The organism is Pseudomonas sp. NFPP24 (assembly GCF_900112095.1).
Taxonomy (GTDB): domain Bacteria; phylum Pseudomonadota; class Gammaproteobacteria; order Pseudomonadales; family Pseudomonadaceae; genus Aquipseudomonas; species Aquipseudomonas extremorientalis.
This window is the reverse complement of the sequence record NZ_FOKD01000008.1, coordinates 270,090-296,646: the sequence shown is the minus strand read 5'-3', so window position 1 is coordinate 296,646 and position 26,557 is coordinate 270,090. Positions and strand designations below refer to the sequence as shown.

The window sequence follows — 26,557 nt, the reverse complement described above, 5'->3', positions numbered from 1 at the left end:
ATGAACTCCAGAGGTGCATCGGGTGGATATCTAACTCACCCTAAGCCGCCGCCGTCTCGTTCAGACGAAACTCCAAGGGTTACTCTGCTTTCAGGCCGTCGGCCGATACAGCTTTAACGCCTTTGATTTTCTTGGTGATGTTCACCGCGGTAGTTTTCTGAGCTTCAGTGACCGGGGTGGTCGAAGACAGGGACACTACACCTTTATTGGTTTCGACTTTGATGTCGGTACCAGGAATGCCTTTCTCGGTTACCAGGTCAGCTTTTACTTTAGTGGTGATCCAGGTATCGGAGGTGGACTCTTTAGCGCCTGCTGCTGCGCTTTTGGTTTTGTCGATGTTGTCCGCCTTGGTCGCGCCGCCAGCCAGCAGGCCGTCAGCCGAAACAGCGGTTACACCTTTGATTTTTTTGGTGATGGCTACGGCAGTCGCTTTTTGCGAGTCCGAGATAGCGACATCAGAAGAAAGAGAAACCACGCCTTTGTTGGTTTCAACCTTGATGTCGGAACCTGGAATACCTTTTTCGGTCAGCAGGTCAGCTTTGACTTTGGTAGTGATCCAAGTGTCGGAAGTAGCTTCTTTCGCCTTGGTGGCTTCACCCGCTGCAAGGGTCATTGGCGCTTGGGAAGTCTGGGCAAAGGCAACGTTGGCACCCATGGCCAGGGTCAGAGCGGTAGCAGTAGCGAGAGCGAACTTCTTCATACGAGTAACTCCTGTTTTATTAAAAGTCTGCAGTGTGTGAACCTTGATGCTGCAGCGTTAACAGGGTTATTGCAGGCAGTGTGCCAAGTCCGAATCACCAATAAAATCCTTTATAAACAACAACTTATAAAAAAAAGAAAATTTCGGATTCGTGCAACTTGCATGATGCCGCACGTGCCTGCATGCAAGTTGCGGCTTTTGCTCTCATTTAAGCGCCTGATTTTTAGGTACTTTCCTGCATCCAAAAAAAAAGGACTCCGAAGAGTCCTCTTTTTCAACCTGAAGCCTTGGGTGATTAAACGCCCGAAGCCTTGGCTGCTGCTACGTCCTTGATGGACAGCTTGATACGGCCGCGGTTGTCCACGTCCAGTACCAGCACTTCCACTTCCTGGCCTTCCTTCAGAATGTCGGTGACTTTCTCAACCCGAGCGTCGCTCAGCATGGAGATGTGCACCAGACCGTCTTTGCCCGGCAGGATGTTGACGAATGCGCCGAAGTCGACGATGCGCTCAACCTTACCGACGTAGATCTTGCCGATCTCGGCCTCGGCAGTGATGCCCAGGACGCGCTGACGTGCTGCTTCAGCCGCTTCCTTGGTTTCGCCGAAGATCTTGATCGAGCCGTCGTCTTCGATATCGATCGAAGCCTTGGTTTCTTCGCAGATCGCACGAATGGTCGCGCCGCCTTTACCGATAACATCACGGATTTTGTCGGTGTCGATTTTCATCGCGATCATGGTCGGAGCATTTTCCGACAGTTCGGTACGGGACTGACCAATGATCTGGTTCATCTGGCCGAGGATGTTCAGGCGCGCTTCCAGGGCTTGGCCCAGGGCGATTTCCATGATCTCTTCGGTGATGCCCTTGATCTTGATGTCCATCTGCAGCGCGGTCACACCTTTGGCGGTACCGGCTACCTTGAAGTCCATGTCGCCCAGGTGGTCTTCGTCGCCCAGGATGTCGGTCAGGACGGCGAACTTCTCGCCTTCTTTAACCAGGCCCATGGCGATACCGGCAACCGGCGCCTTCATCGGCACACCGGCGTCCATCAGTGCCAGGGAAGCACCGCAAACGGAAGCCATGGAGCTGGAACCGTTGGACTCGGTGATTTCCGACACAACACGGATGGTGTACGGGAACACGTCAGCGGCAGGCAGCATGGCCTGGACCGAACGGCGGGCCAGACGGCCGTGACCGATTTCGCGACGACCAGCACCACCCATGCGACCGCACTCGCCCACCGAGAACGGAGGGAAGTTGTAGTGCAGCATGAACGGGTCTTTTTTCTCGCCTTCCAGGGTGTCCAGCAACTGTGCGTCACGGGCGGTACCCAGGGTCGCAACGACCAGCGCCTGGGTTTCACCACGGGTGAACAGGGCCGAACCGTGAGTCTTCGGCAGAACACCGACTTCGATGTTCAGCGGGCGCACGGTACGAGTGTCGCGACCGTCGATACGTGGCTTGCCGTTAACGATGTTTTCGCGGACGGTGCGGTATTCGATCTCACCGAAAGCCGCTTTGACGTCGCTGGCGGAAGGCTGGCCTTCTTCACCGGACAGCTTGGCGACAACTTGGTCCTTCAACTCGCCCAGGCGAGCATAACGGTCGGCCTTGACGGTGATGGTGTAGGCGTCGGAGATGGCAGCGCCGAACTCGGAGCGGATAGCGCCCAGCAGTTCGGTGGCTTCAGCCTGTGGAGCCCAGCTCCAGGTTGGCTTGGCCGCTTCGGCAGCCAGTTCGGTGACAGCCTTGATGACAGCCTGGAACTCGTCGTGGGCGAACAGTACGGCGCCCAGCATCTGGTCTTCGGTCAGCTCTTTGGCTTCCGATTCAACCATCAGCACGGCTTCCGAGGTACCGGCAACGACCATGTCCAGGCTCGATGCTTTCAGTTGCTCGTAAGTCGGGTTCAGCAGGTAGCCGGTGCTTTCGTGGAACGCTACGCGGGCTGCGCCGATCGGGCCATCGAAAGGAATACCGGAGATGGCCAGGGCCGCCGAGGTACCGATCATCGCAGCGATGTCCGGATCGGTCTTCTTGCTGGTGGAAACGACGGTGCAGACAACCTGCACTTCGTTCATGAAGCCTTCTGGGAACAGCGGACGGATCGGACGGTCGATCAGTCGGGAAGTCAGGGTTTCTTTCTCGGAAGGACGGCCTTCGCGCTTGAAGAAACCGCCAGGGATCTTACCGGCAGCGTAAGTCTTTTCCTGGTAGTGAACGGACAGGGGGAAGAAGCCTTTGCTCGGGTCAGCGGTCTTGGCGCCAACAACGGTCACCAGTACGGTAACGTCGTCATCAACGGTAACCAGCACTGCGCCGGAGGCTTGACGGGCGATACGGCCTGTCTCGAGGGTAACGGTCGACTGACCGAACTGGAATTTTTTGATAACCGGGTTCACGGTGTCCTACCTTCTTTGTGGCTCTTGGGGAACTTGTCTTCTTGCGAAATTCTTGGGCAATGCCGGGAATCGGCCCGACGCTCGTCCAGGGTAAAACGTGTGTCCAGATAAAACTTGAGGCTGGGAGCCTGCCATGGGCCAGCGGGAATCCCACTGGCACACGGCAGACAACCAACCTCTAGCGCAATCGCTTATTAGCGACGCAGACCCAGGCGACCGATCAGAGTCTGATAACGACCCAGATCCTTGCCTTTCAGGTAGTCCAGCAGCTTACGGCGCTGGTTTACCATGCGGATCAGACCACGACGCGAGTGGTGGTCTTTACCGTTGGCCTTGAAGTGACCTTGCAGCTTGTTGATGTTGTGGGTCAGCAGTGCAACTTGCACTTCTGGCGAACCAGTGTCACCAACAGCTTGCTGATAGTCAGCAACGATTTGTGCTTTTTCTTGAACGTCGAGAGCCATGAGGCAATCCTTTTTTCAGGAAACCACCCAAAGGGCAGTTTCAACAGGCCAGGGACAAATCCCTGTATCTAAAAATGAGTGTTGACCGTGCCTGTTAACAGCCACACTCGTTCGGTCATTCTGACCGAATCAGTCGACGCGGCGCGATGCGCCCGTCTTCGCTCACTTCACCGATACCGATAAAGCGACCGTTATGATCCTGTACCCGCACCATGCCGAACTTCGGGGCATCCGGGGCACGTACCGGCTGGCCGTTGAGCCAGTAGAACGCGCTGTGCTCCGAGAAGTGCAGCAATGGCCAATCGAGCAAACCGCTGTCCGATGGCATCAGGAAGCGATCAACTGCTTCATTGCCGCCTTCGGCGTGTACCGCTTCCAACTCTTCCAGCGTGACCGTCTGGGCCAGGCTGAAAGGACCGGCCTGGGTGCGCCGCAGTTCTGCAACGTACGCGCCGCAACCGAGCTTTTCACCAATATCTTCCACCAGGGTACGGATATAGGTGCCTTTGCTGCAGTCCACGGCCAACCGGGCGGTGTCGCCTTCACAGGCGAGCAATTCCAAGCGCGCAATAGTAACAGAACGCGGTTCGCGCTCCACTACTTCGCCCGCACGTGCCAGCTTGTAAAGAGGCTGGCCATCACGCTTGAGCGCCGAGTACATCGGCGGTATCTGACTGATTTCCCCACGAAAAGCGGGTAAAGCAGCTTCAATATCAGCACGACCAACGGTCACTTCGCGAACCTGCAAAACATCACCTTCGGCGTCGGCCGTGGTGGTGGTCTTGCCCAGTTGCATCAGGGTTTCATAACCCTTGTCGGAGTCGAGCAGGTATTGGGAGAACTTGGTGGCCTCGCCAAAGCACAACGGCAACACGCCGGTGGCCAGTGGATCGAGGCTGCCGGTGTGCCCGGCCTTTTCGGCATTGAGCAGCCAGCGGACCTTCTGCAACGCGGCATTGGAGGTAAAACCAATGGGCTTGTCGAGCAGAATGATGCCGCTGACGTTGCGACGGATACGTTTGACCTGAGCCACCGCTTACTCCTTGGCGTCTTCAGGTGTGGACGGGTGCTGGCTGTCTTCAGCCACGGCGCGCTCGATCAGGGCCGACAGATGTGCACCCCGCACGACGCTCTCATCGTAGTGAAAGTGCAGCTGAGGAACACTGCGCAGCTTCATTTCACGGGCCAACTGCATGCGCAGGAAGCCTGCAGCCGAGTTGAGCACCTTGATGCTTTGCGCGATTTCTTCGCTGTTGTCCTGCCCCATCACGGTGATGAAGATCTTGGCGTGACCCACGTCACGGCTCACTTCAACGGCGGTGATGGTGACCAGGCCAACGCGTGGGTCTTTGACTTCGCGACGGATCAATTGGGCCAGCTCGCGCTGCATCTGATCGCCGATACGCTGGGTACGGCTGTATTCTTTTGCCATGTCTTGTTACCTGTTACTGCCACACGGTGAAACCCGTGGGGTCTGAAAGCGGCAAACGCCCGGCCTGACAAAAGCCAGACCGGGCGTTGCGTTTAGAGTCCGTACGCTGCGCGGGGCAATTGCATGCCCACGCGTTGCGTGGCTCCTGAAGTGCGCGAGTTAGAGGCTGCGAGCAACCTGAACCTTCTCGTAGACTTCGATCTTGTCGCCAGCCTTGACGTCGTTGTAGCTCTTGACGCCGATACCGCATTCCATGCCGGCACGTACTTCGGAAGCGTCATCCTTGAAGCGGCGCAGGGATTCCAGCTCGCCTTCGAAGATAACGATGTCTTCACGCAGTACACGGATTGGACGGTTACGGTACACAGTGCCTTCAACCACCATGCAGCCGGCGATCGCGCCGAATTTCGGCGAGCGGAACACGTCACGTACTTCGGCAATACCCAGGATGTTCTCCCGGACGTCGCTGCCAAGCATGCCGGTGAGGGCTTTCTTGACGTCTTCGATGATGTCGTAGATGACGTTGTAGTAACGCATGTCCAGGCCTTCCTGCTCGACGATCTTGCGAGCGCCAGCATCGGCACGCACGTTGAAGCCGAACAGTACAGCGTTGGAAGCCAGTGCCAGGTTGGCGTCGGACTCGGTGATACCACCGACACCGCCACCGACAACGCGCACTTGTACTTCGTCGTTACCCAGGCCGTTCAAAGCGCCGTTCAACGCTTCGAGGGAACCACGTACGTCAGATTTGAGGACGATGTTAAGCGTCTTCTTCTCTTCCTGGCCCATGTTCTCGAAGATGTTTTCCAGCTTGCCGGCGTGAGCACGAGCCAGCTTGACTTCACGGAACTTGCCTTGACGGAACAGAGCCACTTCACGGGCTTTCTTCTCGTCGGCAACCACGCTCATCTCGTCACCAGCGTCCGGTGTACCGTCCAGGCCGAGGATCTCGACCGGGATAGCCGGGCCGGCTTCCTTGATTGGCTTGCCGTTCTCGTCGAGCATGGCACGTACACGGCCGTAGTTCGAACCGACCAGCACCATGTCGCCTTGGCGCAGGGTACCGTCTTGAACCAGAACAGTCGCAACCGGGCCACGGCCCTTGTCCAGACGGGACTCAACTACAACGCCACGGCCAGGAGCCGATGGAGTGGCAGTCAGTTCCAGAACTTCGGCTTGCAGCAGAACGGCTTCGAGCAGTTCGTCAACACCAGTACCCATCTTCGCGGAAACCGGTACGAATGGAGTGTCGCCACCCCACTCTTCGGATGTCACGCCGTGAACCGACAGTTCGCTACGGATGCGATCGAGATCGGCGCCCGGCTTGTCGATTTTGTTCACAGCGACTACCAGCGGAACGCCAGCTGCCTTGGCATGCTGAACGGCTTCGATGGTTTGTGGCATCACGCCGTCGTCCGCTGCAACCACCAGGATCACGATGTCGGTCGCCTTGGCACCACGGGCACGCATTGCGGTAAACGCAGCGTGACCAGGGGTGTCGAGGAACGTCACCATGCCACGGTCGGTTTCAACGTGGTACGCGCCGATGTGCTGGGTGATACCGCCGGCTTCGCCTGCGGCTACCTTGGCACGACGGATATAGTCGAGCAGGGAGGTTTTACCGTGGTCAACGTGGCCCATTACGGTCACAACCGGTGCACGGGAAACCGCCTCACCTTCAAACTTCAGGGACTCGGCCAGGGAATCTTCCAGGGCGGTGTCGCTGACCAGGGTCACTTTGTGGCCCAGTTCTTCAGCAACCAGTTGGGCAGTTTCCTGATCCAGAACCTGGTTGATGGTGGCCGGTGTGCCCAGCTTGAACATGAACTTGATGATTTCAGCAGCCTTGACCGACATCTGCTGGGCCAGATCGCCCACAGTGATGGTCTCGCCGATCTTCACTTCACGCACGACAGGGCCGGTTGGGCTCTGGAAACCGTGGGCGTTGCGTTTCTTCAGCTTGGCCTTGCCGCGACCACCACGACGGAAGCCATCGCTTTCTTCGTCGGTAGTACGTGGGGCAACGCGTGGAGCAGGCGCTTTCTCTTTGACCGAGGCACGATGCGGAGCGTTTTTGCGCTCGCCATCGCCACCACCACCGCGACGATTGTTATCGTCGGCACGTGGTTTGTCCGGACGACGAGGTTCGTCGCGTTTACGGGCGTCAGCAGCCGGTGCTGGTGCAGCGGCAACCGGAGCGGCCTCACGCACAGCTTCAACTGGAGCGCTAGGCGCGGCGACCGCTTCAGTGGCAGCAGGTTGCGCAGCAGCAGGCTGGCGACGCGCTTCTTCTTCGGCGCGACGCTTGGCTTCTTCTTCAGCCTTCTGACGAGCAGCATTTTCTACTGCGCGACGTTCTTCCAGTTCGCGTTTGCGCTCGGCTTCGATTTCTTCCGGGCTGCGCTGTACGAAGACTTTCTTCTTGCGTACTTCAACGCTGATGCTCTTGCTACCAGCAACACGCAGGGTGCTGGTGGTTTTGCGCTGCAATGTAATCTTGCGCGGTTCTTCCACTTTCGCCTTGTGGCTGCTCTTCAAGTGAGTCAGCAAAGACTGCTTCTCACTATCGCTCACACCTTCATCGGCGGCGGTGTGCGGCAGACCTGCCTCACGCATCTGCTGCAACAGGCGCTCTACCGGTGTTTTGACCTCATCGGCCAGTTGTTTCACCGTGACTTGCGTCATGCACTTCTCTCCTCAGGCCGCGCCTAGTTACTCGAACCAATGGGCTCGGGCGGCCATGATCAACTTGCCGGCACGATCATCGTCAATGCCGTCGATGTCGAGCAGATCGTCAATAGACTGCTCGGCCAGGTCTTCGCGGGTAATTACGCCGCGCACCGCCAGTTCCATCGCCAAATCCTTGTCCATACCCTCAAGCGAGAGCAGGTCTTCGGCCGGATGGGCGTCTGCCAGCTTTTCCTCAGTAGCGATGGCTTTAGTCAACAAACGATCCTTGGCCCGAGCGCGAAGCTCGTTGACGGTGTCTTCGTCAAAGCCGTCGATGTTGAGCATTTCTTCCAACGGTACGTAGGCAATCTCTTCCAGGCTGGTGAAGCCTTCATCTACCAGCACCTGCGCCAGGTCTTCATCGACTTCGAGCTCTTCGATGAAGTTGCGCAGGATGTCACCGGTTTCAGCTTGCTGCTTAGCCTGGATGTCCGATTCGGTCATCACGTTCAGGGTCCAACCGGTCAGTTGGCTGGCCAGACGCACGTTCTGACCACCACGACCAATGGCCTGAGCCAGATTGTCTGCGCCAACGGCGATGTCCATGGCATGGGCATCCTCGTCAACGATAATTGCCGCCACTTCAGCCGGCGACATGGCGTTGATGACGAACTGCGCCGGGTTATCGTCCCACAGCACGATGTCCACACGCTCACCACCCAACTCGCCCGACACTGCCTGAACACGCGAACCGCGCATACCAATGCACGCGCCCTGCGGGTCGATGCGTTTGTCCTTGGAGCGGACCGCGATCTTGGCGCGCGAACCCGGATCGCGGGACGCAGCCATGACTTCGATCAGGCCTTCGGCGATCTCCGGCACTTCGATACGGAACAGCTCGATCAGCATTTCCGGTGCGGTACGCGACAGGATCAGCTGCGGGCCGCGGTTCTCGGTGCGGATTTCCTTGAGCAGCGCACGCAGGCGCACGCCGACACGGAAGGTTTCGCGGGAAATGATGTCTTCGCGAGCCAGCAACGCTTCGGCGTTGTTGCCCAGGTCGACGATCACGTTATCGCGGGTGACTTTTTTCACGGTGCCGGAGATGATTTCACCCAGGCGCTCGCGATAGGCGTCAACGACTTGAGCGCGCTCGGCTTCGCGAACCTTCTGCACGATGACCTGTTTGGCGGTCTGTGCAGCGATACGGCCGAATTCGATCGATTCGATCTTTTCTTCGACGACATCACCGACCTTGGCACCAGGATGCGTTTCGGCAACCTTGCTTGGCCAGGTTTCGATGGCCGGATCATCAAGATCGGCTTCTTCGACGACCGTCCAGCGACGGAAAGTCTCATAGGCACCGGTGTGGCGGTTGATTTCCACACGCAGATCAACTTCGTCTTCAAAACGCTTTTTGGTAGCAGTGGCCAGGGCCAGCTCCAGCGCTTCAAAAATCACGTTTGCCGGTACGCCCTTTTCATTGGATACCGACTCAACAACCAGCAGTACTTCTTTGCTCATCGTACGCCTCGCCTTTCGCAAGCCATTGGATCCGCGGGATCCGCGTCTCAGTCAAAACTGGGAATAATGTTGGCCTTGTCGATCATATCGATCGGCAACAGGAATTCATGGTCTTCTACCTGCACCACGACATCCTGTTCTTCTACACCGCGCAGAAGGCCCTGAAAGTTGCGTCGCCCTTCAAAGGGAGATCGCAGCTTGATCTTCACTTGTTCACCGGCAAATTTTGCAAACTGATCAATAGTGAACAGTGGGCGTTCCATGCCTGGCGAGGAAACTTCGAGGGTGTATTCAACGGAGATCGGATCTTCAACATCCAGCACACCGCTGATCTGCCGGCTGACAATGGCACAATCGTCCACCAGCACGCCGCCCTCTTTATCGATATAAACGCGCAACATTGAGTGGCGACCTTGAGCCGAAAACTCAATACCCCAGCATTCATAGCCTAGGGCCACGACCACCGGGGCCAACAAGGCCTGCAACTCTTCTAGCTTGCTCGACACCTGAACCCCCTCGTGCATGTATGTGCATGCTGTGCAAAATAAAAAAATGGGCGAAACGCCCATCCTTGAAACGCCGTCGAACAGCGGCGTTGAAAGTGTCCAGCTAACAAAAAGCCCCTTAAAAGGGGCTCCGCTAAAACTGGTTGCGGGGGCCGGATTTGAACCGACGACCTTCGGGTTATGAGCCCGACGAGCTACCAGACTGCTCCACCCCGCGACAAAGCTGGGGCGGAAGTATACGACCGATCCCTTACAGGGTCAATGTAACCTTCCACCTACAAGAAAGCCCGCAACAGCGGGCTCTCCTGACAATTGGTACCGAGAAGGGGACTCGAACCCCTACACCCTATGGGCACAACCACCTCAAGGTTGCGTGTCTACCAATTCCACCACCTCGGCAATACAGCGTTTACAACCCTTCTTACTTCTGCTCTTGAGCTGGAGGCACGTCAGTCGCTGGAGTAGCCGACTTTTGCTCTTGAAGCACCGGGACATCATCAGAAGCCGGTTTTGCTTTTGGTACTTCCAACACTGCTGGGTTCGGGAGACCTACTTGAGTCAGCACATGAGCTTTCTCTTTAGCAAAGTAACCTAACCCCAAGCTGGTTATGAAGAAACCGGCGGCAAGTATAGCAGTAAACTTACTAAGAAAGGTAGAGGAACCTTGGCTTCCGAACACAGTATTTGAAGCACCTGCACCGAAAGACGCACCAGCATCCGCACCTTTACCCTGTTGCAGCAAAACCAGAGCAACTACGCTCAGAGCAGCCAACAGATGAAAAACGACTACGACTGTTTCCAGCATTTTTTCAGTTTCCCGCGGCGCGACAGATCGCACCGAACTCATCTGCATTCAGGGAAGCTCCACCAATGAGCCCCCCATCGATATCCGGCATGCCGAACAGTTCGACCGCATTGGCCGCCTTCACGCTGCCGCCGTATAGAAGACGCACACCTTGTGCGACTTCAGAATTCTCTGCCGCCAACTGCGCGCGGATGGCTGCGTGCACATCCTGCGCTTGTTGCGGTGTAGCAGTCAGCCCGGTACCAATGGCCCAGACCGGCTCGTAAGCGATTACTGCCTTTGCAAACGCACCAACACCCAACTCCTCGATGATGCTGCCCAGCTGACGCGAGACAACTTCAAGAGTCTTGCCCGATTCGCGCTGCTCCAGGGTTTCCCCTATGCACAACACCGGAATCAAGCCACAAGCCTGTGCTGCTGCGAACTTGCGATTGAGTGTTCCATCACGCTCGCCCATCATCTGACGGCGCTCGGAGTGCCCGACAAGCACATAGGAACAACCCGCATCGACCAACTGGCTCGGTGCAATCTCACCGGTCAATGCGCCTTGCATGGCTTCCACCGCAGAATTCTGCGCGCCGACCTGGATCGACTTGCCCTTCAAGCCATCAACCACTTGGGTGATATGCAAGCAAGGCGGGAAAACCGCGACATCAACACCGCTCGGCAAGGCCAAGTGACGAAGGCCATTGATCAGCTCAGCGACACTGGCGCGGGTACCGTGCATCTTCCAGTTACCAGCTACCATAGTGCGACGCATGCTGTACCTCGTCGGTCAAAGTGGGCGCAGATGTTACCCAACCACATCATCACTGGCAAGCCGAATTCAGGCGCAAACTTCAGTTACCAGTTTTGCCAGGTCTTCGGCATGGCCGCGAACCTGTGTTTCGTCATCACCTTCGACCATGACACGCACCAACGGCTCTGTGCCGGACTTGCGCAACAACACACGGCCACGCCCCTCCATTGCCAGGGTTACACGCTCACATGCCTCTTTGACAGCCGGATGCTCAATAGGATTTGAGCCGCCCGCAAAACGCACGTTCAGCAATACTTGCGGGCACTTGCGCACGGCCTGGCGCGCCTGGGCCAGACTTTCTTCACGACGCTTCATGGCCATAAGCACCTGCAGCGCAGCAATGATCGCATCGCCTGTCGTGGTGTGCTGGAAGCAGACTACGTGTCCGGAATTCTCACCACCTACCTGCCAGTTGCGCTCAAGCAGTTCCGCGATCACATAGCGGTCACCGACATTGGCACGCACGAACGGAATACCCAGATCCGCCAGGGCCAGTTCAAGCCCCAGGTTACTCATCAGCGTACCGACGACACCGCCCTGCAGCTTGTTACGCTCGTGCAGGTCGCGAGCAATGATGAACAGGAGGTCATCACCATCAACAATGACACCCGTGTGATCCACCATCAGTACACGATCACCATCACCATCAAAGGCAATACCCAGGTCGGCATGCCCGGCAAGTACAGCGGCCTGCAACTGCTCCATATGGGTGGAGCCGCAGTTCTCGTTGATGTTCAACCCGTTAGGCTGGGCCGACAGCACTGTCACGTCTGCGCCCAACTCCTTGAATACGCTCGGCGCCACCTTGTAGGTCGCACCATGGGCGCAATCGACCACAATCTTCAGGCCGGCAAAATTGGTGCTGCTTGGCACGCTGCTTTTGCAGAACTCAATGTATCGGCCGGAGGCGTCGTTGATACGCGACACCTTGCCAAGCTTGCTGGACTCAACCACCGTCATCGGCGCATCCAGGAGCTCTTCGATCATCAACTCGATCTCGTCCGGCAGCTTGGTGCCCTGACCCGAGAAGAACTTGATGCCGTTGTCATCATGAGGATTATGCGAAGCACTGATCACGATACCGGCTTCAGCGTGAAAGGTGCGCGTCAGGTAAGCGATGGCCGGCGTCGGCATCGGCCCCAGCAGCATCACATCGGCACCCGCGGCAGACAACCCCGCCTCCAGCGCCGACTCGAACATGTAACCCGAAATCCGAGTGTCCTTGCCCACCAGGATGCGGCACGCGCCCATGCTGCGGAACGCCATACCTGCGGCCCAGCCGAGCTTGAGCATGAAATCAGGAGTAATCGGAAACTCGCCGACCCGACCGCGAATACCGTCGGTGCCAAAATATTTTTTAGTCATAAGTGCTCCATCATTCTTATTCGGCTGATTCTACCGCGGCAATCATACGCACCACATCCACCGTCTCGGCAACATCATGCACCCGCAAGATACGCGCACCCTTGGTGACTGCAAGCGCCGCCAGTGCAAGACCACCGTACAGTCGCTCACCCACCGGGCGATTCAGCGCAAGCCCTATCATGCTCTTGCGCGAAACGCCGACCAGAAGAGGCCGACCAAGGGCATGCAAGGACTCCATATGCTTGAACAGACTTAGATTGTGCTGCAGGGTCTTGGCAAAGCCGAAACCGGGATCGAGGACGATCTTTTCCACAGCAATCCCGGCGGCAACGCAGTGCGCAACCCGCTCGGCAAGAAATCCACTCACCTCACCAACAAGATCATCATAGTGAGGACTGTCCTGCATATTGCTCGGCTCACCCAGCATATGCATCAGACACACCGGCAAACCGGTGGCCGCTGCCGCATCAAGCGCACCGTCACGCTGAAGGGAGCGGACATCGTTAATCATTCCCGCCCCCAGGCGTGCAGTTTCGCGCATTACCGCCGGGGTTGATGTATCAACCGAGATGATCACGTCCAGTTCACGCGCAATGCGTTCAACTATTGGCGCGACCCTCTCCAGCTCCTCCAAGGGAGAAACCAGTCGAGCACCAGGCCGAGTCGACTCACCGCCGACATCAATCAGGGTCGCTCCCGCCGCCACCATGGCCTCTGCATGACGCAATGCAGCATCGCGCTGACTGAAGCGGCCGCCATCAGAGAAAGAGTCGGGGGTTACATTGAGAATGCCCATGACATGCGTATGGGCCAAATCAAGAACCCGGTTGCCGCAAGGCAACCGGGTGGAGGACAACACAGAAGTCATTTCAAACCTTAGACATCAGCTGCCGGGCCGCCAATCGGGGTTTCAGGGCGTTCATTCTGAACCACGGGTGGAGTGCCAGAGGTGCCAGAACCGCCTTCCCAATCGCGAGGTTCACGCGGCGTGCGGCCGGCCATGATGTCGTCGATCTGGTCGGCATCAATGGTCTCGTACTTCATCAGCGCATCCGCCATGGCATCCAGCTTGTCGCGGTTATCCGTGAGGATCTGCTTGGCCGTGCCGTAGCACTGGTCAATGATGCTGCGCACCTCGGAGTCGATCAGCTTGGCTGTCTCACCGGAGAAGCTGGCGTTTTGACCACCACCGCCACGCCCCAGGAACACTTCGCCTTCTTCTTCGGCATACATCAGCGGACCGAGTTTTTCCGACAAGCCCCACTTGGTCACCATGTTCCGTGCAATCTGGCTGGCACGCATGATGTCGTTGGAAGCGCCGGTGGTGACGCCGTCGAAGCCAAGGGTCATCTCTTCGGCAATCCGACCGCCGTACAGCGAGCAGATCTGACTGATCAGTGCGCGCTTGGACAGGCTGTAACGGTCTTCTTCCGGCAGGAACATCGTGACACCCAGCGCCCGACCACGCGGGATGATCGACACTTTGTAGACCGGGTCGTGCTCAGGCACAACACGACCGACAATGGCGTGACCGGCTTCGTGATAAGCGGTGTTCTGCTTCTCTTTCTCGGACATGACCATGGACTTGCGCTCGGCGCCCATCATGATCTTGTCCTTGGCCAATTCGAACTCTTTCATCTCCACGATACGCTTGCCGGTACGGGCAGCGAACAACGAGGCCTCGTTGACCAGGTTGGCCAGATCGGCACCGGAGAAGCCAGGAGTACCACGGGCAATCACGGCCGGAGCCACATCATCACCCATTGGTACTTTGCGCATGTGTACTTTCAGGATCTGTTCGCGACCACGGATATCCGGCAAGCCCACCACAACCTGACGGTCGAAGCGGCCTGGACGCAGCAATGCAGGGTCCAGCACGTCCGGACGGTTGGTAGCAGCGATCACAATGATGCCGTCGTTCATTTCAAAGCCGTCCATCTCAACCAGCAACTGGTTGAGGGTCTGCTCACGTTCATCATGACCGCCGCCCATGCCGGCGCCACGATGGCGACCGACGGCGTCGATTTCATCGATGAAGATGATGCAAGGCGCATGTTTCTTAGCCTGCTCGAACATGTCACGAACACGGCTGGCGCCCACACCGACGAACATCTCGACAAAGTCGGAACCGGAAATGGTGAAGAACGGCACCTTGGCTTCGCCGGCAATCGCCTTGGCCAGCAAGGTTTTACCGGTACCCGGAGGGCCAACCATCAGCACACCACGAGGAATGCGGCCGCCCAATCGCTGGAACTTGCCCGGATCGCGCAGGAACTCGACCAGCTCGCCCACTTCTTCCTTGGCTTCGTCGCAACCGGCAACGTCAGCCAGCGTGGTTTTCACCTGGTCTTCGGAGAGCAGGCGTGCCTTGCTCTTGCCGAAACTCATCGGTCCGCCCTTGCCTCCCGCACCACCTTGCATCTGGCGCATGAAGAACATGAACACCGCGATGATCACCAGGATCGGGAAGCTGGCTACCAGCAACTGGGTCCAGATGCTCTGCTGCTCAGGCTGCTTGCCTTCGACGACCACGTGGTTATCCACCAGATCACCGATCAGACCGTTGTCCTGGATGGCCGGACGAATGGTCTTGAAGCTGTCGCCATCGTTGCGTTTACCGGTGATCACGTAGCCATCAACCGCTACGCGCTCGACCTTGCCATCCTTAACTTGCTGGATGAAGTCGGAATAGTTGAGGGTCTGCGGCTCGTTAGGGCTGGAGAAGTTGTTCATCACCGTCACCAGGACAGCCGCGATGATCAACCACAGGATCAGATTCTTTGCCATATCGTTCAATTAACTACCCTCTGAAGCAAGCTCCGCTACTGGCGCGCGCTTCGCATGATATTCACCGGCCTAACTTACTACATTACCTACAACACTGGCAGGCGCCGTCTGTAACCCTTTGTGAAACTTTGACTACACAATATTCGTAAAGCTTCGTGACGAAAGCGATATAAAAAAACCTATCGACTCCCTTCAAACCCTCAAAGACGCTCATCACTGGCGGCGCCTTCGATGCCACGGAACCCCCGCGCCAGCAGATACTGCTCGCGAGACCGGTCACGCGAGGAGTCCGGCTTACGCATCTGCACCTTGTCGAACAGCTTGCGAATGTTCTTGTGGTACTCGTCGAAGCCTTCACCCTGGAAGACCTTGACCAGGAAATCACCACCCGGACGCAATACCCGACCCGCCAGATCCAGCGCCAACTCGCACAGGAACATGGCTCGCGGCATATCAACAGCCGGTAATCCACTCATATTGGGGGCCATGTCGGAAATCACAAGGTCCACCTGCGAATTTCCGACGGCTTCCAGGATTTCGGCCAGGACCGCGTCCTGGGTAAAGTCCCCGTGCACGAACGTCACATCCGGGATGCTGTCCATCTCCAGGATGTCGGAAGCGATCAACCGGCCTTGCCCACCAATCAGACGACTGGCCACCTGGGACCAGCCCCCCGGGGCGGCACCCAGGTCGATCACGCTCATGCCTGGGCGGAACAATTTGTCCTTGTCCTGGAGTTCCAGCAATTTGTAGCTGGCCCGGGACCGGTAACCGTCCTTTTGCGCCTTTTTGACGTAAGGATCGTTGAAATGTTCTTGTAGCCACTTAAGGCTGGTTTTGGAACGGGCCACGGGCCACCTCGAAAAATAAAACGGGTCGTGATTAACTGGGCGGTCCCGGACTCGCTCGGGTAAACTGGCCGCCGCTTTTTACAAGATCAGACGCAGGGGTCAGATTATGCCGCTCACTCAAGAGCAGAAGAAACAGTACAAATCCATTGGCCACCATCTGAAACCAGTTCTGATTGTGGCAGATAACGGTTTGACTGAAGGTGTGTTAGCCGAATTCGAACGTGCGCTGAACGATCATGAACTGATCAAGATCAAGGTCAACATCCTTGATCGCGAAGCTCGCCTGGCTGCTATTGCAGAACTGTGCAAGGCAGGCAAAGCGGACCTGGTCCAGGTCATCGGCAAGATGGCGCTGCTGTATCGCAAGAACTTCAGCGTCAACAAGCAACTGTCGAACGTACACCGCTTCAAGTAATAAAAAGGGTCACGGGCGTGCTTCGCGCGCCCCGCCACTCCATCCCGGTGCAGGCTGTAAAACCAGCACCAGGCCGGAGAACCCTAGCACAAGATAGCTGAATAGCTGCCAGCGCAACGCTTCCGGCAACCAGACATGCACCACGCAAAACATTGCGCATGCATACAGCGCCATCAACAGCAGTTGCCCGCGAATATCCCGCCACAAACTCCCCAAGCCCTCGGCCTTGACCAGCACCAATACCTGGAGCGTCACGCACGCCGCCGCAAAACCCACCAGCAGCGCACTGAGTAGTCCATCGATCTCGTCGATCAGCAGCGGTGCCAGGCCAATCAGGCCCAGCGCTGGCAACACACCGATATGCAACAACCACAGGCCGCCCACCCAAAGCATCTGGGAGAGCTGCCAAAGCATGGCGCCCGCACGAAGCGGGCGCCGTCTTTCAGATGTGACTAACTTCAACAATCTCGTACTCGATCACACCGCTCGGCGTTTTCACAGCGACCACATCACCCTCTTCCTTGGCGATCAAGGCGCGGGCAATCGGAGACCCCACAGAGATCTTGCCTTGCTTGATGTCGGCCTCGTCCTCTCCCACGATGTGGTAGGTCACGCTTTCATCGGTCTCGACATTGGCGATTTCGACGGTCGTACCGAAGATCACCTTGCCTGTATGAGGAATGGTGGTCACATCAATGACCACCGAGTTCTGCAGACGGCCTTCGATGTCACGGATCCGCGCTTCGACCATACCTTGCTGCTCGCGGGCAGCGTGGTATTCGGCGTTTTCCTTCAGGTCACCCAGTTCGCGGGCCGTCCCGATGTCCTGGCTAAGCTTCGGACGGACGACCTTGGTCAGGTGGGCGTGCTCCTCTTCCAGGGCCTTGAAGCCCTGGACGGTCATTGGGTATTTGGTCATGCCTTCAATCCTGCGTGTAGATCCTGCAAGCGACGCACGGTCTTTTCCGGACCGAACTTGAGCGCTTCACAGATGGCTTCGCCAGCAGCAATGGTGGTGGTGCAGTAGATCTTGTGCTGCAAGGCGTTACGACGAATAGAGTAGGAATCCGCGATCGACTGGCGACCTTCGGTGGTGTTGATGATCAGGGTGACTTCGTCATTCTTGATCATGTCAACCACGTGCGGACGGCCTTCCGTCACCTTGTTCACGCGACGCACTTTCAGGCCGGCAGCTTCGATCAGCTTGGCGGTCCCGGCAGTGGCCACGACTTCGAAGCCCAAGTTGATCAGATCGCGGGCCACGCCTGCAACCAGTGGCTTGTCGTCATCACGCACACTGATAAACGCAGTACCGCCGGTCGGCAGCACTTCGCTGGCGCCCATCTGGGCCTTGGCAAACGCCTCACCAAAGGTATCGCCAACGCCCATCACTTCACCGGTGGACTTCATCTCTGGGCCCAGGATCGGGTCCACGCCAGGGAATTTGGCGAATGGGAACACCGCCTCTTTCACACTGTAGAAGTTCGGAATGATTTCCTTGGTAAAGCCGATTTCCTTCAGGGTCTTACCGGCCATCACGCGGGCAGCGATCATGGCCAGGGACACACCGATGCACTTGGAAACAAACGGCACGGTACGCGAAGCACGCGGGTTGACCTCGATCACGTAGATGTCTTCGCCTTGCAACGCCAGCTGCACGTTCATCAGGCCGACAACACCCAGCTCCAGGGCCATTTTCTTGACCTGTTCGCGCATTTCGTCCTGGATGTGCGCCGGCAGCGAGTACGGCGGCAGCGAGCAAGCGGAGTCACCGGAGTGAACGCCCGCCTGTTCGATGTGCTGCATGATCGCACCGATCACCACGTCGGTACCGTCGCACACCGCGTCCACGTCCATCTCGATGGCACAGTTGAGGAAGTGGTCCAGCAGCACCGGGCTGTCGTTGGACACTTTCACCGCGTCACGCAGGTAACGCTTGAGCTCTTCTTCTTCGTAGACGATTTCCATCGCACGACCGCCCAGCACGTAGGACGGACGCACCACCAGCGGGTAGCCGATCTTGCTGGCGGCACGGATGGCTTCGTCTTCGCTGCGCACAGTGGCGTTTGGCGGCTGACGCAGGTTCAGGCGCTCAACCATTTGCTGGAAGCGCTCGCGGTCTTCTGCACGGTCGATGGCGTCCGGGCTGGTACCGATGATCGGCACGCCGGCCGCTTCCAGGGCACGCGCCAGTTTCAGCGGAGTTTGCCCGCCGTACTGGACGATCACGCCTTTTGGCTTCTCGACGCGCACGATTTCCAGCACGTCTTCCAGGGTCACTGGCTCGAAGTACAGACGATCGGAGGTGTCGTAGTCAGTGGAAACGGTTTCCGGGTTGCAGTTGACCATGATGGTCTCGTAGCCATCTTCGCGCAGGGCGAGGGCAGCGTGGACGCAGCAGTAGTCGAACTCGATACCCTGGCCTATGCGGTTCGGACCGCCGCCCAGGATCATGATCTTGTCGCGACCCGACGGCGCGGCTTCGCACTCTTCCTCATAGGTGGAGTACAGGTACGCGGTGTCGGTGGAGAACTCGGCCGCGCAGGTGTCAACACGCTTGTAGACCGGGAAGATCTCCAGCTTGTGGCGATGGGTACGCAGGTTCTTCTCGGTCACACCCAGCAGTTTGGCCAGACGCTGATCAGAGAAACCTTTGCGCTTGAGGCGGAACATCATGTCGCGGTCGATGCTGGCCAGCCCCAGGGTCTTGACCTTCTCTTCTTCCTTGATCAGATCTTCGATCTGCACCAGGAACCACGGGTCGATCATGTTCATGCCGAAGATGTCTTCGACGGTCATGCCGGCGCGGAAGGCGTCCGCCACGTACCAGATACGCTCGGCGCCCGGCACGGTCAGCTCACGCTTGAGCACGCTCATGCTTTCCGGGTTGCTCAGGTCGAGTTTCTCGTCCAGGCCGCAAACGCCCACTTCCAGGCCGCGCAGGGCTTTCTGCAGGGATTCCTGGAAGGTACGGCCGATGGCCATGACCTCACCGACAGACTTCATCTGGGTGGTCAGGCGCGCATCAGCCTTGGCGAATTTTTCGAAGGCAAAACGCGGCAGCTTGGTGACGACGTAGTCGATGGAAGGCTCGAAGGACGCCGGGGTCTTGCCGCCAGTGATGTCGTTCGACAGCTCGTCCAGGGTGTAACCCACGGCCAGCTTGGCCGCGACCTTGGCGATCGGGAAGCCGGTGGCTTTTGAAGCCAGGGCCGACGAACGGGATACGCGCGGGTTCATCTCGATCACGACCATGCGGCCAGTGTTCGGGCAGATACCGAACTGAACGTTGGAGCCGCCGGTTTCCACGCCGATCTCGCGCAATACCGCCAGGGAGGCGTTACGCAGGATCTGGTATTCCTTGTCGGTCAGGGTCTGTGCCGGAGCCACGGTGATCGAGTCACCGGTGTGCACGCCCATCGGGTCGAAGTTTTCGATGGAGCAGACGATGATGCAGTTGTCCTTTTTATCGCGGACAACCTCCATCTCGTATTCTTTCCAGCCGATCAGGGATTCGTCGATCAGCAGCTCTTTGGTCGGCGACAGGTCCAGGCCGCGGGCGCAGATTTCTTCGAACTCTTCACGGTTGTAAGCAATACCGCCACCGGTGCCGCCCATGGTGAACGACGGACGAATGATGCACGGGAAGCCCAGGGTCTCGAGGACCGCATTGGCTTCTTCCATGCTGTGGGCGATACCGGAACGCGGGCAGGCCAGGCCGATGGACTTCATGGCCTTGTCGAAGCGCGAACGGTCCTCAGCCTTGTCGATGGTGTCGGCATTGGCGCCGATCATCTCTACGCCGAACTTTTCCAGGACGCCTTCGCGCTCCAGGTCCAGGGCGCAGTTCAGTGCGGTCTGGCCACCCATGGTCGGCAGCAGCGCGTCCGGACGCTCTTTCTCGATGATCTTGGCAACGGTCTGCCACTTGATCGGCTCGATGTAGGTGGCGTCGGCCATGGCCGGGTCGGTCATGATGGTGGCCGGGTTGGAGTTCACCAGGATGACGCGGTAGCCCTCCTCGCGCAGGGCCTTACAGGCCTGGGCGCCGGAGTAGTCGAATTCACAGGCCTGGCCGATCACGATCGGGCCAGCGCCGAGAATCAGGATGCTTTTTATGTCTGTACGTTTTGGCATGGGTTTGTCACTCAAATCCGCAGGTCAGTCGGCAAGCCGTCTTGAACAATCTTTGAAGAGCCTGCGGGGGCCACCGACATCCGGGGCCGCCCGCAGGCCGCTCAGTCAGCGTCGCTTGGCCATCTCATTGATGAAACGGTCGAACAGCGGTGCTACGTCGTTCGGGCCCGGGCTGGCTTCAGGGTGGCCCTGGAAGCTGAACGCGCTCTTGTCGGTGCGCTCGATACCCTGCAGGGAACCGTCGAACAGCGACTTGTGAATGGCGCGCACGTTGCTCGGCAGGGTGGCTTCATCTACCGCAAAACCGTGGTTCTGGCTGGTGATCATCACAACGCCGGTATCCAGGTCTTGTACCGGGTGGTTGGCGCCGTGGTGGCCATGACCCATTTTCAGGGTCTTGGCGCCGGAGGCCAGGGCGAGCAATTGGTGACCGAGGCAGATACCGAACACCGGAATCTCGGTTTCCAGCACTTCCTTGATCGCCTGGATGGCGTAGTCGCATGGCTCAGGGTCACCCGGGCCATTGGACAGGAACACGCCGTCCGGTTGCAGGGCGAGCACGTCGCTGGCCGGGGTTTGCGCCGGCACCACGGTCACGCGGCAACCGCGCTCGACCAGCATGCGCAGGATGTTGTACTTCACGCCGTAGTCGTAGGCCACTACGTGGTAAGGCAGGTCCGCGGCTTCGATGGTCGCGTGGCTGTCGGTCTTCAAGTCCCAGACCGTGGAGCGCCATTCGTACTTCTCTTTGACGCTGACGACTTTCGCCAGGTCCATGCCCTTCAGGCCAGGGAAACCTTGGGCTGCGGCAATCGCCGCCTCTTCGGAAATATTGTCACCGACCATGATGCAGCCGTTCTGCGACCCCTTCTCACGCAGGATGCGCGTGAGGCGGCGTGTGTCGATACCCGCGATCGCCACAACATTGTTGGCCTTCAGGTAATCGGACAGCGACATCGTGTTACGCCAGTTGCTCGCAACCAGAGGCAGGTCACGAATCACCAGACCGGCCGACCAGACACGATCAGACTCGACGTCTTCCGGTGTAGTACCGGTGTTGCCGATGTGCGGATAGGTCAAGGTAACGATCTGTTGGGCGTAGGAAGGATCGGTAAGGATTTCCTGATAGCCGGTCATGGCAGTGTTAAACACTACCTCTCCAACGGTCTGACCGTCGGCTCCAATGGCTTCGCCGCGAAAAATGCTGCCATCAGCAAGGGCGAGTATGGCTGGCTTAGTCAAGAAGACCTCCCGTAAATAAAGCCTGAAAGGGCGATCGCAGGTTGTAAAAAAGCGGAGTGACGTATGGACACGTCACCCCGCTTCTTCACTGAATTATTCTGCGCGCTTTTAGTGGACACACTAAAGCTGTAGCTTACAGAAAAAGGCTTTTTTGGTCCACCGCTAATGAGCCTTAAAGGCAGGGGAATGCGACAGGGCGTCGCTCAGCGGGTAAAAACGGGGCCTAAGCATAAGCTTGAGGCCCCGCTTTAGCTACTGCTTAGTGCAGATCCAGCACATCGCGCATGTCGTAAAGACCCGCTTCGCGACCTTCCAACCAGAGTGCTGCACGCACCGCACCCTTGGCAAACGTCATGCGACTGGACGCTTTGTGCGTGATTTCCAGGCGCTCGCCCTCAGTGGCGAACAACACGGTGTGATCACCCACCACATCCCCCCCGCGCACCGTTGCAAAGCCGATGGTGTCACGCGCACGCGCGCCGGTATGGCCTTCGCGGCCGTATACCGCCACTTTCGACAGGTCGCGACCCAGCGCATCAGCGATCGCCTCGCCCATGCGCAGCGCGGTGCCCGACGGCGCATCGATCTTGTGGCGATGATGGGTCTCGATGATTTCGATATCCGCCTCGTCCCCCAGCACGCGCGCTGCCAGATCAAGCAACTTGAGCGACAGGTTCACGCCCACGCTGAAGTTGGCCGCGAAGACGATAGGAATATCCTTGCCCGCCTCCACCAGCAACTGCTTCTGCTCAACCGTCAAACCGGTGGTACCGATCACCATCGCCTTGCCCGCCTTGCGGCAGAACGCCAGGTTTTTCAGCATCACTTCCGGCAGGGTGAAGTCGATCAGTACGTCGAACTCGTCAGCCACCTGCTCCAGGTTGCCCGACAACGAAACACCGATGCGCCCCAGCGAAGCCAGCTCACCGGCATCCGCTCCGATCAACGTGCTGCCCGGGCGGACGATCGCCGCCGTCAGCCCGGAGGCCGGCGAGCGTTGCTGCACCGCCTCGACCAGCGTCTTGCCCATGCGCCCAGCAGCGCCCATTACGGCTATACGTCGCATATTCAATTCCTTACAGGTCGCCGAAGAAGCGCTTCACACCGTCGAAAAAGCCCGCGGTTTTCGGCGAGTGAGAGTCATCACCCTCCATCGAGCTGCGGAACTCCTCAAGCAGTTCGCGCTGACGACGATTCAGGTTGACCGGAGTCTCTACCGCCACACGGCACATCAGGTCGCCAGCACCGCCGCCACGCACCGGCGCAACGCCCTTGCCACGGATACGGAATTGCTTGCCAGTCTGAGTGCCCTCAGGGATCTTGAGCTTGACCCGACCGTCGAGCGTTGGAATCTCAAGCTCGCCACCCAGCGCCGCATCAACAAAGCTGATCGGCACTTCGCAGAACAAGTGCTTACCGTCACGCTGGAAGATCGAGTGCTCGCGCACATTGATCACCACGTACAAGTCCCCCGTAGGGCCACCCTGCGTACCCGCCTCGCCCTCACCCGACAGACGAATGCGATCACCGGTATCCACACCCGCCGGCACTTTCACCGAAAGGGTTTTGTACTCTTCGACACGACCTTCGCCGTGGCAGGAGTCGCACGGGTCGGAAATGATCTTGCCCTGGCCATGGCAGCGCGGGCAGGTCTGCTGCACAGAGAAGAAGCCCTGCTGCATACGGACCTGACCAATACCGCCGCACGTTGGGCAGGTGATCGGCGAAGAGCCTTTCTTGGCCCCCGAACCGTCGCACGGCTTGCAATTGACCAGCGTCGGCACACGGATATTGACGCTGGTGCCGCGTACGGCTTCTTCCAGGTTCAACTCCAGGGTGTAGCGCAAGTCGCTGCCACGCTGGGCGCCGCCACGCTGACCACCCCGGCCACCACCGAAGAAGTCGCTGAATACATCGCCGAAGATATCGGAGAAGTTCTGACCACCAAAACCGGCACCGCCGCCGCCCATGCTCGGGTCGACACCGGCGTGGCCATACTGGTCGTACGCTGCCCGCTTGTTGGGATCAGACAGGCATTCGTAGGCCTCGTTGGCCTCTTTGAACATTTCCTCGGATTCTTTGCTATCCGGATTACGGTCCGGGTGATGCTTCATCGCCAGGCGACGGTAGGCCTTCTTCAGGTCCGTCTCGCTGGAGCCGCGCTCCACACCCAATACTTCGTAATAGTCACGCTTTGCCATAAGTCTTTGCACTCTTAAGGACGTTCGGCCAGACCCTCCTGAGCCTTGCCAAACTCGTTGAGCCCCAATACAGGCCCGGACCCAACTCACGTCAATTCAACGATCCTGGTCATTACTACTTTTAGCCAGGGACCCGGCCAAAAATGCGGTATTTACTGCTCGGAAAGCAGGAGCATTCCCGATCACACCGCCAGCATCCGAAGACTGTCGCATGCTGTAAAAATTCGCATACCCCAGACACGCCAACGCGGGAGCAAGCTCCCGCGCGGCGACATCCTACCAGTCACCGCTTGATAGCGGTCAACCGGGCGACCAACTTACTTCTGGTCTTTGACTTCTTCGAACTCGGCATCGACAACGTCGTCGTGCTTGGCTTCAGGCTCTGCCTGTTGCGCAGCACCGTCAGCTGGCTGACCTTGTTCGGCGTACATTTTCTGAGCAACTGGCGCAGACACTTTCGACAGTTCTTCGATCTTGGCTTCGATAGCTGCCTTGTCATCGCCTTTCACGGCGGTTTCCAGGGCAACGACAGCAGCTTCGATGGCAGCCTTCTCTTCGGCAGTCACTTTATCGCCAGCATCAGCGACCATTTTGCGCGTCGAGTGAACCAGCGCATCACCCTGGTTACGGGCGCCAGCCAGCTCGGCAAACTTGGCATCCGCATCAGCGTTCGCTTCAGCATCACGAATCATCTGTTGAATTTCTTCATCAGACAGACCGGAGTTGGCCTTGATGGTGATCTTCTGCTCTTTGCCAGTCGCCTTGTCTTTCGCGCCAACGTGCAGGATGCCGTTGGCATCGATGTCGAAGGTCACTTCAATTTGTGGCACGCCACGTGGAGCTGGTGGAATCTCGGCCAGGTCGAACTTGCCCAGGGACTTGTTCTGAGCAGCCTGCTTACGCTCACCTTGCAGCACGTGAATGGTCACCGCGCCCTGGTTGTCGTCGGCAGTCGAGAACACCTGGGATTTCTTGGTAGGAATCGTGGTGTTTTTCTCGATCAGCGCAGTCATCACGCCGCCCATGGTTTCGATACCCAGGGTCAGCGGGCTGACGTCCAGCAGCAGCACGTCTTTCACGTCGCCGGCCAGTACCGCACCCTGGATGGCAGCACCCATGGCAACCGCTTCGTCCGGGTTCACGTCTTTACGTGCTTCCTTGCCGAAGAACTCGGTAACTTTCTGTTGAACCAATGGCATACGGGTCTGACCGCCGACCAGGATCACGTCGTTGATGGAGCCAACGTCGATACCGGCGTCTTTCAGCGCGATGCGGCAAGGTTCGATGGTGCGCTGAACCAGGTCTTCAACCAGTGCTTCCAACTTGGCGCGAGAAATCTTCACGTTCAAGTGCTTAGGACCGGTGGCATCTGCAGTGATGTACGGCAGGTTCACGTCGGTCGAATTGCTCGAAGACAGTTCGATCTTGGCTTTTTCAGCAGCTTCTTTCAGACGCTGCATCGCCAGCGGATCACCTTTGAGGTTGATGCCGCTTTCTTTCTTGAATTCGTCAACGAGGTAGTCGATCAGACGAATGTCAAAGTCTTCACCACCCAGGAAGGTGTCACCGTTGGTGGCCAACACTTCGAACTGGTGCTCGCCGTCAACTTCAGCGATCTCGATGACAGACACGTCGAACGTACCACCACCCAGGTCATAAACGATCACGGTGTGGTCGCCTTTGGCCTTGTCCATACCGTAAGCCAGCGCAGCTGCGGTTGGTTCGTTGATGATGCGTTTTACGTCCAGGCCCGCGATGCGGCCGGCGTCTTTAGTGGCCTGACGCTGACTGTCGTTGAAGTAGGCCGGAACGGTGATCACCGCCTCGGTCACTGTTTCACCCAGGTAGTCTTCGGCCGTCTTCTTCATCTTTTTCAAGACTTCAGCCGAAATCTGCGGTGCAGACATCTTGGCGCCATTTACTTCAACCCAGGCGTCACCGTTGTCAGCCTTGGCGATTTTGTAAGGCACCATCTTGATGTCTTTCTGTACGACTTCTTCGTCGAACTTACGACCGATCAGACGCTTTACTGCGTACAGAGTGTTGTGCGGGTTGGTGACAGCCTGGCGCTTGGCCGACTGACCGACCAGGATCTCGCCATCATTTGCGTAAGCAATGATCGACGGTGTGGTACGCGCGCCTTCCGCGTTCTCGATGACTTTGGCCTTGCCATTTTCCATGACGGACACACACGAGTTGGTGGTCCCCAGGTCGATACCGATAATTTTGCCCATGATTTACTCTCCCGAAACTTGAAT

General features: G+C 58.0%; 22 protein-coding genes and 2 tRNA genes. 1 reads left to right on the top strand and 23 read right to left on the bottom strand.

The features are described 5' to 3' along the window. Window positions 1-79: 79 nt before the first annotated feature. The 16 genes from BM026_RS19375 to rlmE all read right to left on the bottom strand — a co-directional run bounded on the left by BM026_RS19375 (window position 80) and on the right by rlmE (window position 16,304). A complete protein-coding gene (locus BM026_RS19375; protein ID WP_071489999.1) occupies window positions 80-700 on the bottom strand; it encodes a BON domain-containing protein in 621 nt (206 codons plus the stop codon). Between the two features lie 295 nt (window positions 701-995). Beyond that, entirely contained in the window at window positions 996-3,101 is a 2,106-nt protein-coding gene (gene pnp / locus BM026_RS19370; RefSeq protein ID WP_092248380.1) for a polyribonucleotide nucleotidyltransferase, read from the bottom strand. Between the two features lie 194 nt (window positions 3,102-3,295). Continuing rightward, a complete protein-coding gene (gene rpsO, locus BM026_RS19365) occupies window positions 3,296-3,565 on the bottom strand; it encodes a 30S ribosomal protein S15 (protein ID WP_003177875.1) in 270 nt (89 codons plus the stop codon). Window positions 3,566-3,680: 115 nt separating this feature from the next. Then, window positions 3,681-4,598 (bottom strand): tRNA pseudouridine(55) synthase TruB, encoded by a 918-nt coding sequence (gene truB, locus BM026_RS19360; RefSeq protein ID WP_043051764.1) that lies wholly within the window; start codon window positions 4,596-4,598, stop codon window positions 3,681-3,683. 3 nt (window positions 4,599-4,601) lie between these two features. After that, window positions 4,602-4,997: a 30S ribosome-binding factor RbfA gene (gene rbfA, locus BM026_RS19355; RefSeq protein ID WP_003176137.1), complete on the bottom strand. Its 396-nt coding sequence runs from the start codon at window positions 4,995-4,997 to the stop codon at window positions 4,602-4,604. A 159-nt stretch (window positions 4,998-5,156) separates the two neighbouring features. Further along, window positions 5,157-7,682, bottom strand: coding sequence for a translation initiation factor IF-2 (gene infB / locus BM026_RS19350; protein WP_071489997.1), 2,526 nt, complete (start codon window positions 7,680-7,682; stop codon window positions 5,157-5,159). A gap of 27 nt (window positions 7,683-7,709) precedes the next feature. Further along, window positions 7,710-9,191: a transcription termination factor NusA gene (gene nusA, locus BM026_RS19345; protein ID WP_025857112.1), complete on the bottom strand. Its 1,482-nt coding sequence runs from the start codon at window positions 9,189-9,191 to the stop codon at window positions 7,710-7,712. A 47-nt stretch (window positions 9,192-9,238) separates the two neighbouring features. After that, window positions 9,239-9,697, bottom strand: coding sequence for a ribosome maturation factor RimP (rimP, locus tag BM026_RS19340; protein ID WP_003235029.1), 459 nt, complete (start codon window positions 9,695-9,697; stop codon window positions 9,239-9,241). Window positions 9,698-9,837: 140 nt separating this feature from the next. Continuing rightward, window positions 9,838-9,914: transfer RNA gene (locus BM026_RS19335), tRNA-Met, on the bottom strand. A 96-nt stretch (window positions 9,915-10,010) separates the two neighbouring features. Then, window positions 10,011-10,096 (bottom strand) — tRNA-Leu (locus tag BM026_RS19330). Between the two features lie 22 nt (window positions 10,097-10,118). Then, on the bottom strand, window positions 10,119-10,502 hold the full coding sequence (secG, locus tag BM026_RS19325; protein WP_003194191.1) for a preprotein translocase subunit SecG: 384 nt from the start codon (window positions 10,500-10,502) through the stop codon (window positions 10,119-10,121). 4 nt (window positions 10,503-10,506) lie between these two features. Then, the gene (gene tpiA / locus BM026_RS19320; RefSeq protein ID WP_058427650.1) at window positions 10,507-11,262 is read right to left on the bottom strand and encodes a triose-phosphate isomerase; all 756 of its coding nucleotides are present in this window, start codon (window positions 11,260-11,262) and stop codon (window positions 10,507-10,509) included. Window positions 11,263-11,328: 66 nt separating this feature from the next. Next, entirely contained in the window at window positions 11,329-12,666 is a 1,338-nt protein-coding gene (gene glmM / locus BM026_RS19315) for a phosphoglucosamine mutase (RefSeq protein WP_093125940.1), read from the bottom strand. Window positions 12,667-12,682: 16 nt separating this feature from the next. Continuing rightward, window positions 12,683-13,534 (bottom strand): dihydropteroate synthase, encoded by an 852-nt coding sequence (gene folP, locus BM026_RS19310; RefSeq protein WP_071489995.1) that lies wholly within the window; start codon window positions 13,532-13,534, stop codon window positions 12,683-12,685. Between the two features lie 8 nt (window positions 13,535-13,542). Continuing rightward, window positions 13,543-15,453: an ATP-dependent zinc metalloprotease FtsH gene (gene ftsH / locus BM026_RS19305; protein WP_058427653.1), complete on the bottom strand. Its 1,911-nt coding sequence runs from the start codon at window positions 15,451-15,453 to the stop codon at window positions 13,543-13,545. A gap of 200 nt (window positions 15,454-15,653) precedes the next feature. Next, window positions 15,654-16,304 carry a 23S rRNA (uridine(2552)-2'-O)-methyltransferase RlmE gene (gene rlmE / locus BM026_RS19300; RefSeq protein ID WP_010206606.1) on the bottom strand — a complete coding sequence of 217 codons (651 nt, stop codon included), beginning with the start codon at window positions 16,302-16,304 and terminating at the stop codon, window positions 15,654-15,656. Window positions 16,305-16,410: 106 nt separating this feature from the next. Between rlmE and yhbY the strand changes: the two genes are divergently transcribed. Further along, entirely contained in the window at window positions 16,411-16,719 is a 309-nt protein-coding gene (gene yhbY / locus BM026_RS19295; RefSeq protein WP_028617972.1) for a ribosome assembly RNA-binding protein YhbY, read from the top strand. Between the two features lie 9 nt (window positions 16,720-16,728). Here the strand turns inward: yhbY and BM026_RS19290 are convergent, their stop codons facing one another. From BM026_RS19290 to dnaK, 7 genes are all read right to left on the bottom strand, one after another. Continuing rightward, a complete protein-coding gene (locus BM026_RS19290) occupies window positions 16,729-17,133 on the bottom strand; it encodes an MFS transporter (protein ID WP_071489994.1) in 405 nt (134 codons plus the stop codon). Window positions 17,134-17,161: 28 nt separating this feature from the next. Then, window positions 17,162-17,638 (bottom strand): transcription elongation factor GreA, encoded by a 477-nt coding sequence (gene greA, locus BM026_RS19285; protein WP_093529757.1) that lies wholly within the window; start codon window positions 17,636-17,638, stop codon window positions 17,162-17,164. Beyond that, complete coding sequence (carB, locus tag BM026_RS19280) at window positions 17,635-20,856, bottom strand: carbamoyl-phosphate synthase large subunit (RefSeq protein WP_010206612.1); 3,222 nt, start codon at window positions 20,854-20,856, stop codon at window positions 17,635-17,637. Before carB ends, greA begins: the two co-directional genes overlap by 4 nt. Before the next feature lie 105 nt (window positions 20,857-20,961). Further along, complete coding sequence (carA, locus tag BM026_RS19275; RefSeq protein ID WP_071489993.1) at window positions 20,962-22,098, bottom strand: glutamine-hydrolyzing carbamoyl-phosphate synthase small subunit; 1,137 nt, start codon at window positions 22,096-22,098, stop codon at window positions 20,962-20,964. A 259-nt stretch (window positions 22,099-22,357) separates the two neighbouring features. Beyond that, window positions 22,358-23,164 carry a 4-hydroxy-tetrahydrodipicolinate reductase gene (gene dapB / locus BM026_RS19270; RefSeq protein WP_092248366.1) on the bottom strand — a complete coding sequence of 269 codons (807 nt, stop codon included), beginning with the start codon at window positions 23,162-23,164 and terminating at the stop codon, window positions 22,358-22,360. Between the two features lie 10 nt (window positions 23,165-23,174). Continuing rightward, window positions 23,175-24,299 (bottom strand): molecular chaperone DnaJ, encoded by a 1,125-nt coding sequence (dnaJ, locus tag BM026_RS19265; RefSeq protein WP_071489991.1) that lies wholly within the window; start codon window positions 24,297-24,299, stop codon window positions 23,175-23,177. Window positions 24,300-24,616: 317 nt separating this feature from the next. Beyond that, on the bottom strand, window positions 24,617-26,533 hold the full coding sequence (gene dnaK / locus BM026_RS19260) for a molecular chaperone DnaK (protein WP_092248363.1): 1,917 nt from the start codon (window positions 26,531-26,533) through the stop codon (window positions 24,617-24,619). Window positions 26,534-26,557 lie beyond the last annotated feature (24 nt).

What these genes read in the sequence shown, in the direction of transcription:
- dnaK (WP_092248363.1), bottom strand. Translation starts at nt 26,533, where the DNA reads ATGGGCAAAATTATCGGTATCGACCTGGGGACCACCAACTCGTGTGTG.
- glmM (WP_093125940.1), bottom strand. Translation starts at nt 12,666, where the DNA reads ATGACTAAAAAATATTTTGGCACCGACGGTATTCGCGGTCGGGTCGGC.
- BM026_RS19375 (WP_071489999.1), bottom strand. Translation starts at nt 700, where the DNA reads ATGAAGAAGTTCGCTCTCGCTACTGCTACCGCTCTGACCCTGGCCATG.
- dapB (WP_092248366.1), bottom strand. Translation starts at nt 23,164, where the DNA reads ATGCGACGTATAGCCGTAATGGGCGCTGCTGGGCGCATGGGCAAGACG.
- secG (WP_003194191.1), bottom strand. Translation starts at nt 10,502, where the DNA reads ATGCTGGAAACAGTCGTAGTCGTTTTTCATCTGTTGGCTGCTCTGAGC.
- carB (WP_010206612.1), bottom strand. Translation starts at nt 20,856, where the DNA reads ATGCCAAAACGTACAGACATAAAAAGCATCCTGATTCTCGGCGCTGGC.
- rbfA (WP_003176137.1), bottom strand. Translation starts at nt 4,997, where the DNA reads ATGGCAAAAGAATACAGCCGTACCCAGCGTATCGGCGATCAGATGCAG.
- infB (WP_071489997.1), bottom strand. Translation starts at nt 7,682, where the DNA reads ATGACGCAAGTCACGGTGAAACAACTGGCCGATGAGGTCAAAACACCG.
- dnaJ (WP_071489991.1), bottom strand. Translation starts at nt 24,299, where the DNA reads ATGGCAAAGCGTGACTATTACGAAGTATTGGGTGTGGAGCGCGGCTCC.
- BM026_RS19290 (WP_071489994.1), bottom strand. Translation starts at nt 17,133, where the DNA reads ATGCTTTGGCAGCTCTCCCAGATGCTTTGGGTGGGCGGCCTGTGGTTG.
- ftsH (WP_058427653.1), bottom strand. Translation starts at nt 15,453, where the DNA reads ATGGCAAAGAATCTGATCCTGTGGTTGATCATCGCGGCTGTCCTGGTG.
- greA (WP_093529757.1), bottom strand. Translation starts at nt 17,638, where the DNA reads ATGACCAAATACCCAATGACCGTCCAGGGCTTCAAGGCCCTGGAAGAG.
- folP (WP_071489995.1), bottom strand. Translation starts at nt 13,534, where the DNA reads ATGACTTCTGTGTTGTCCTCCACCCGGTTGCCTTGCGGCAACCGGGTT.
- yhbY (WP_028617972.1), top strand. Translation starts at nt 16,411, where the DNA reads ATGCCGCTCACTCAAGAGCAGAAGAAACAGTACAAATCCATTGGCCAC.
- nusA (WP_025857112.1), bottom strand. Translation starts at nt 9,191, where the DNA reads ATGAGCAAAGAAGTACTGCTGGTTGTTGAGTCGGTATCCAATGAAAAG.
- tpiA (WP_058427650.1), bottom strand. Translation starts at nt 11,262, where the DNA reads ATGCGTCGCACTATGGTAGCTGGTAACTGGAAGATGCACGGTACCCGC.
- rpsO (WP_003177875.1), bottom strand. Translation starts at nt 3,565, where the DNA reads ATGGCTCTCGACGTTCAAGAAAAAGCACAAATCGTTGCTGACTATCAG.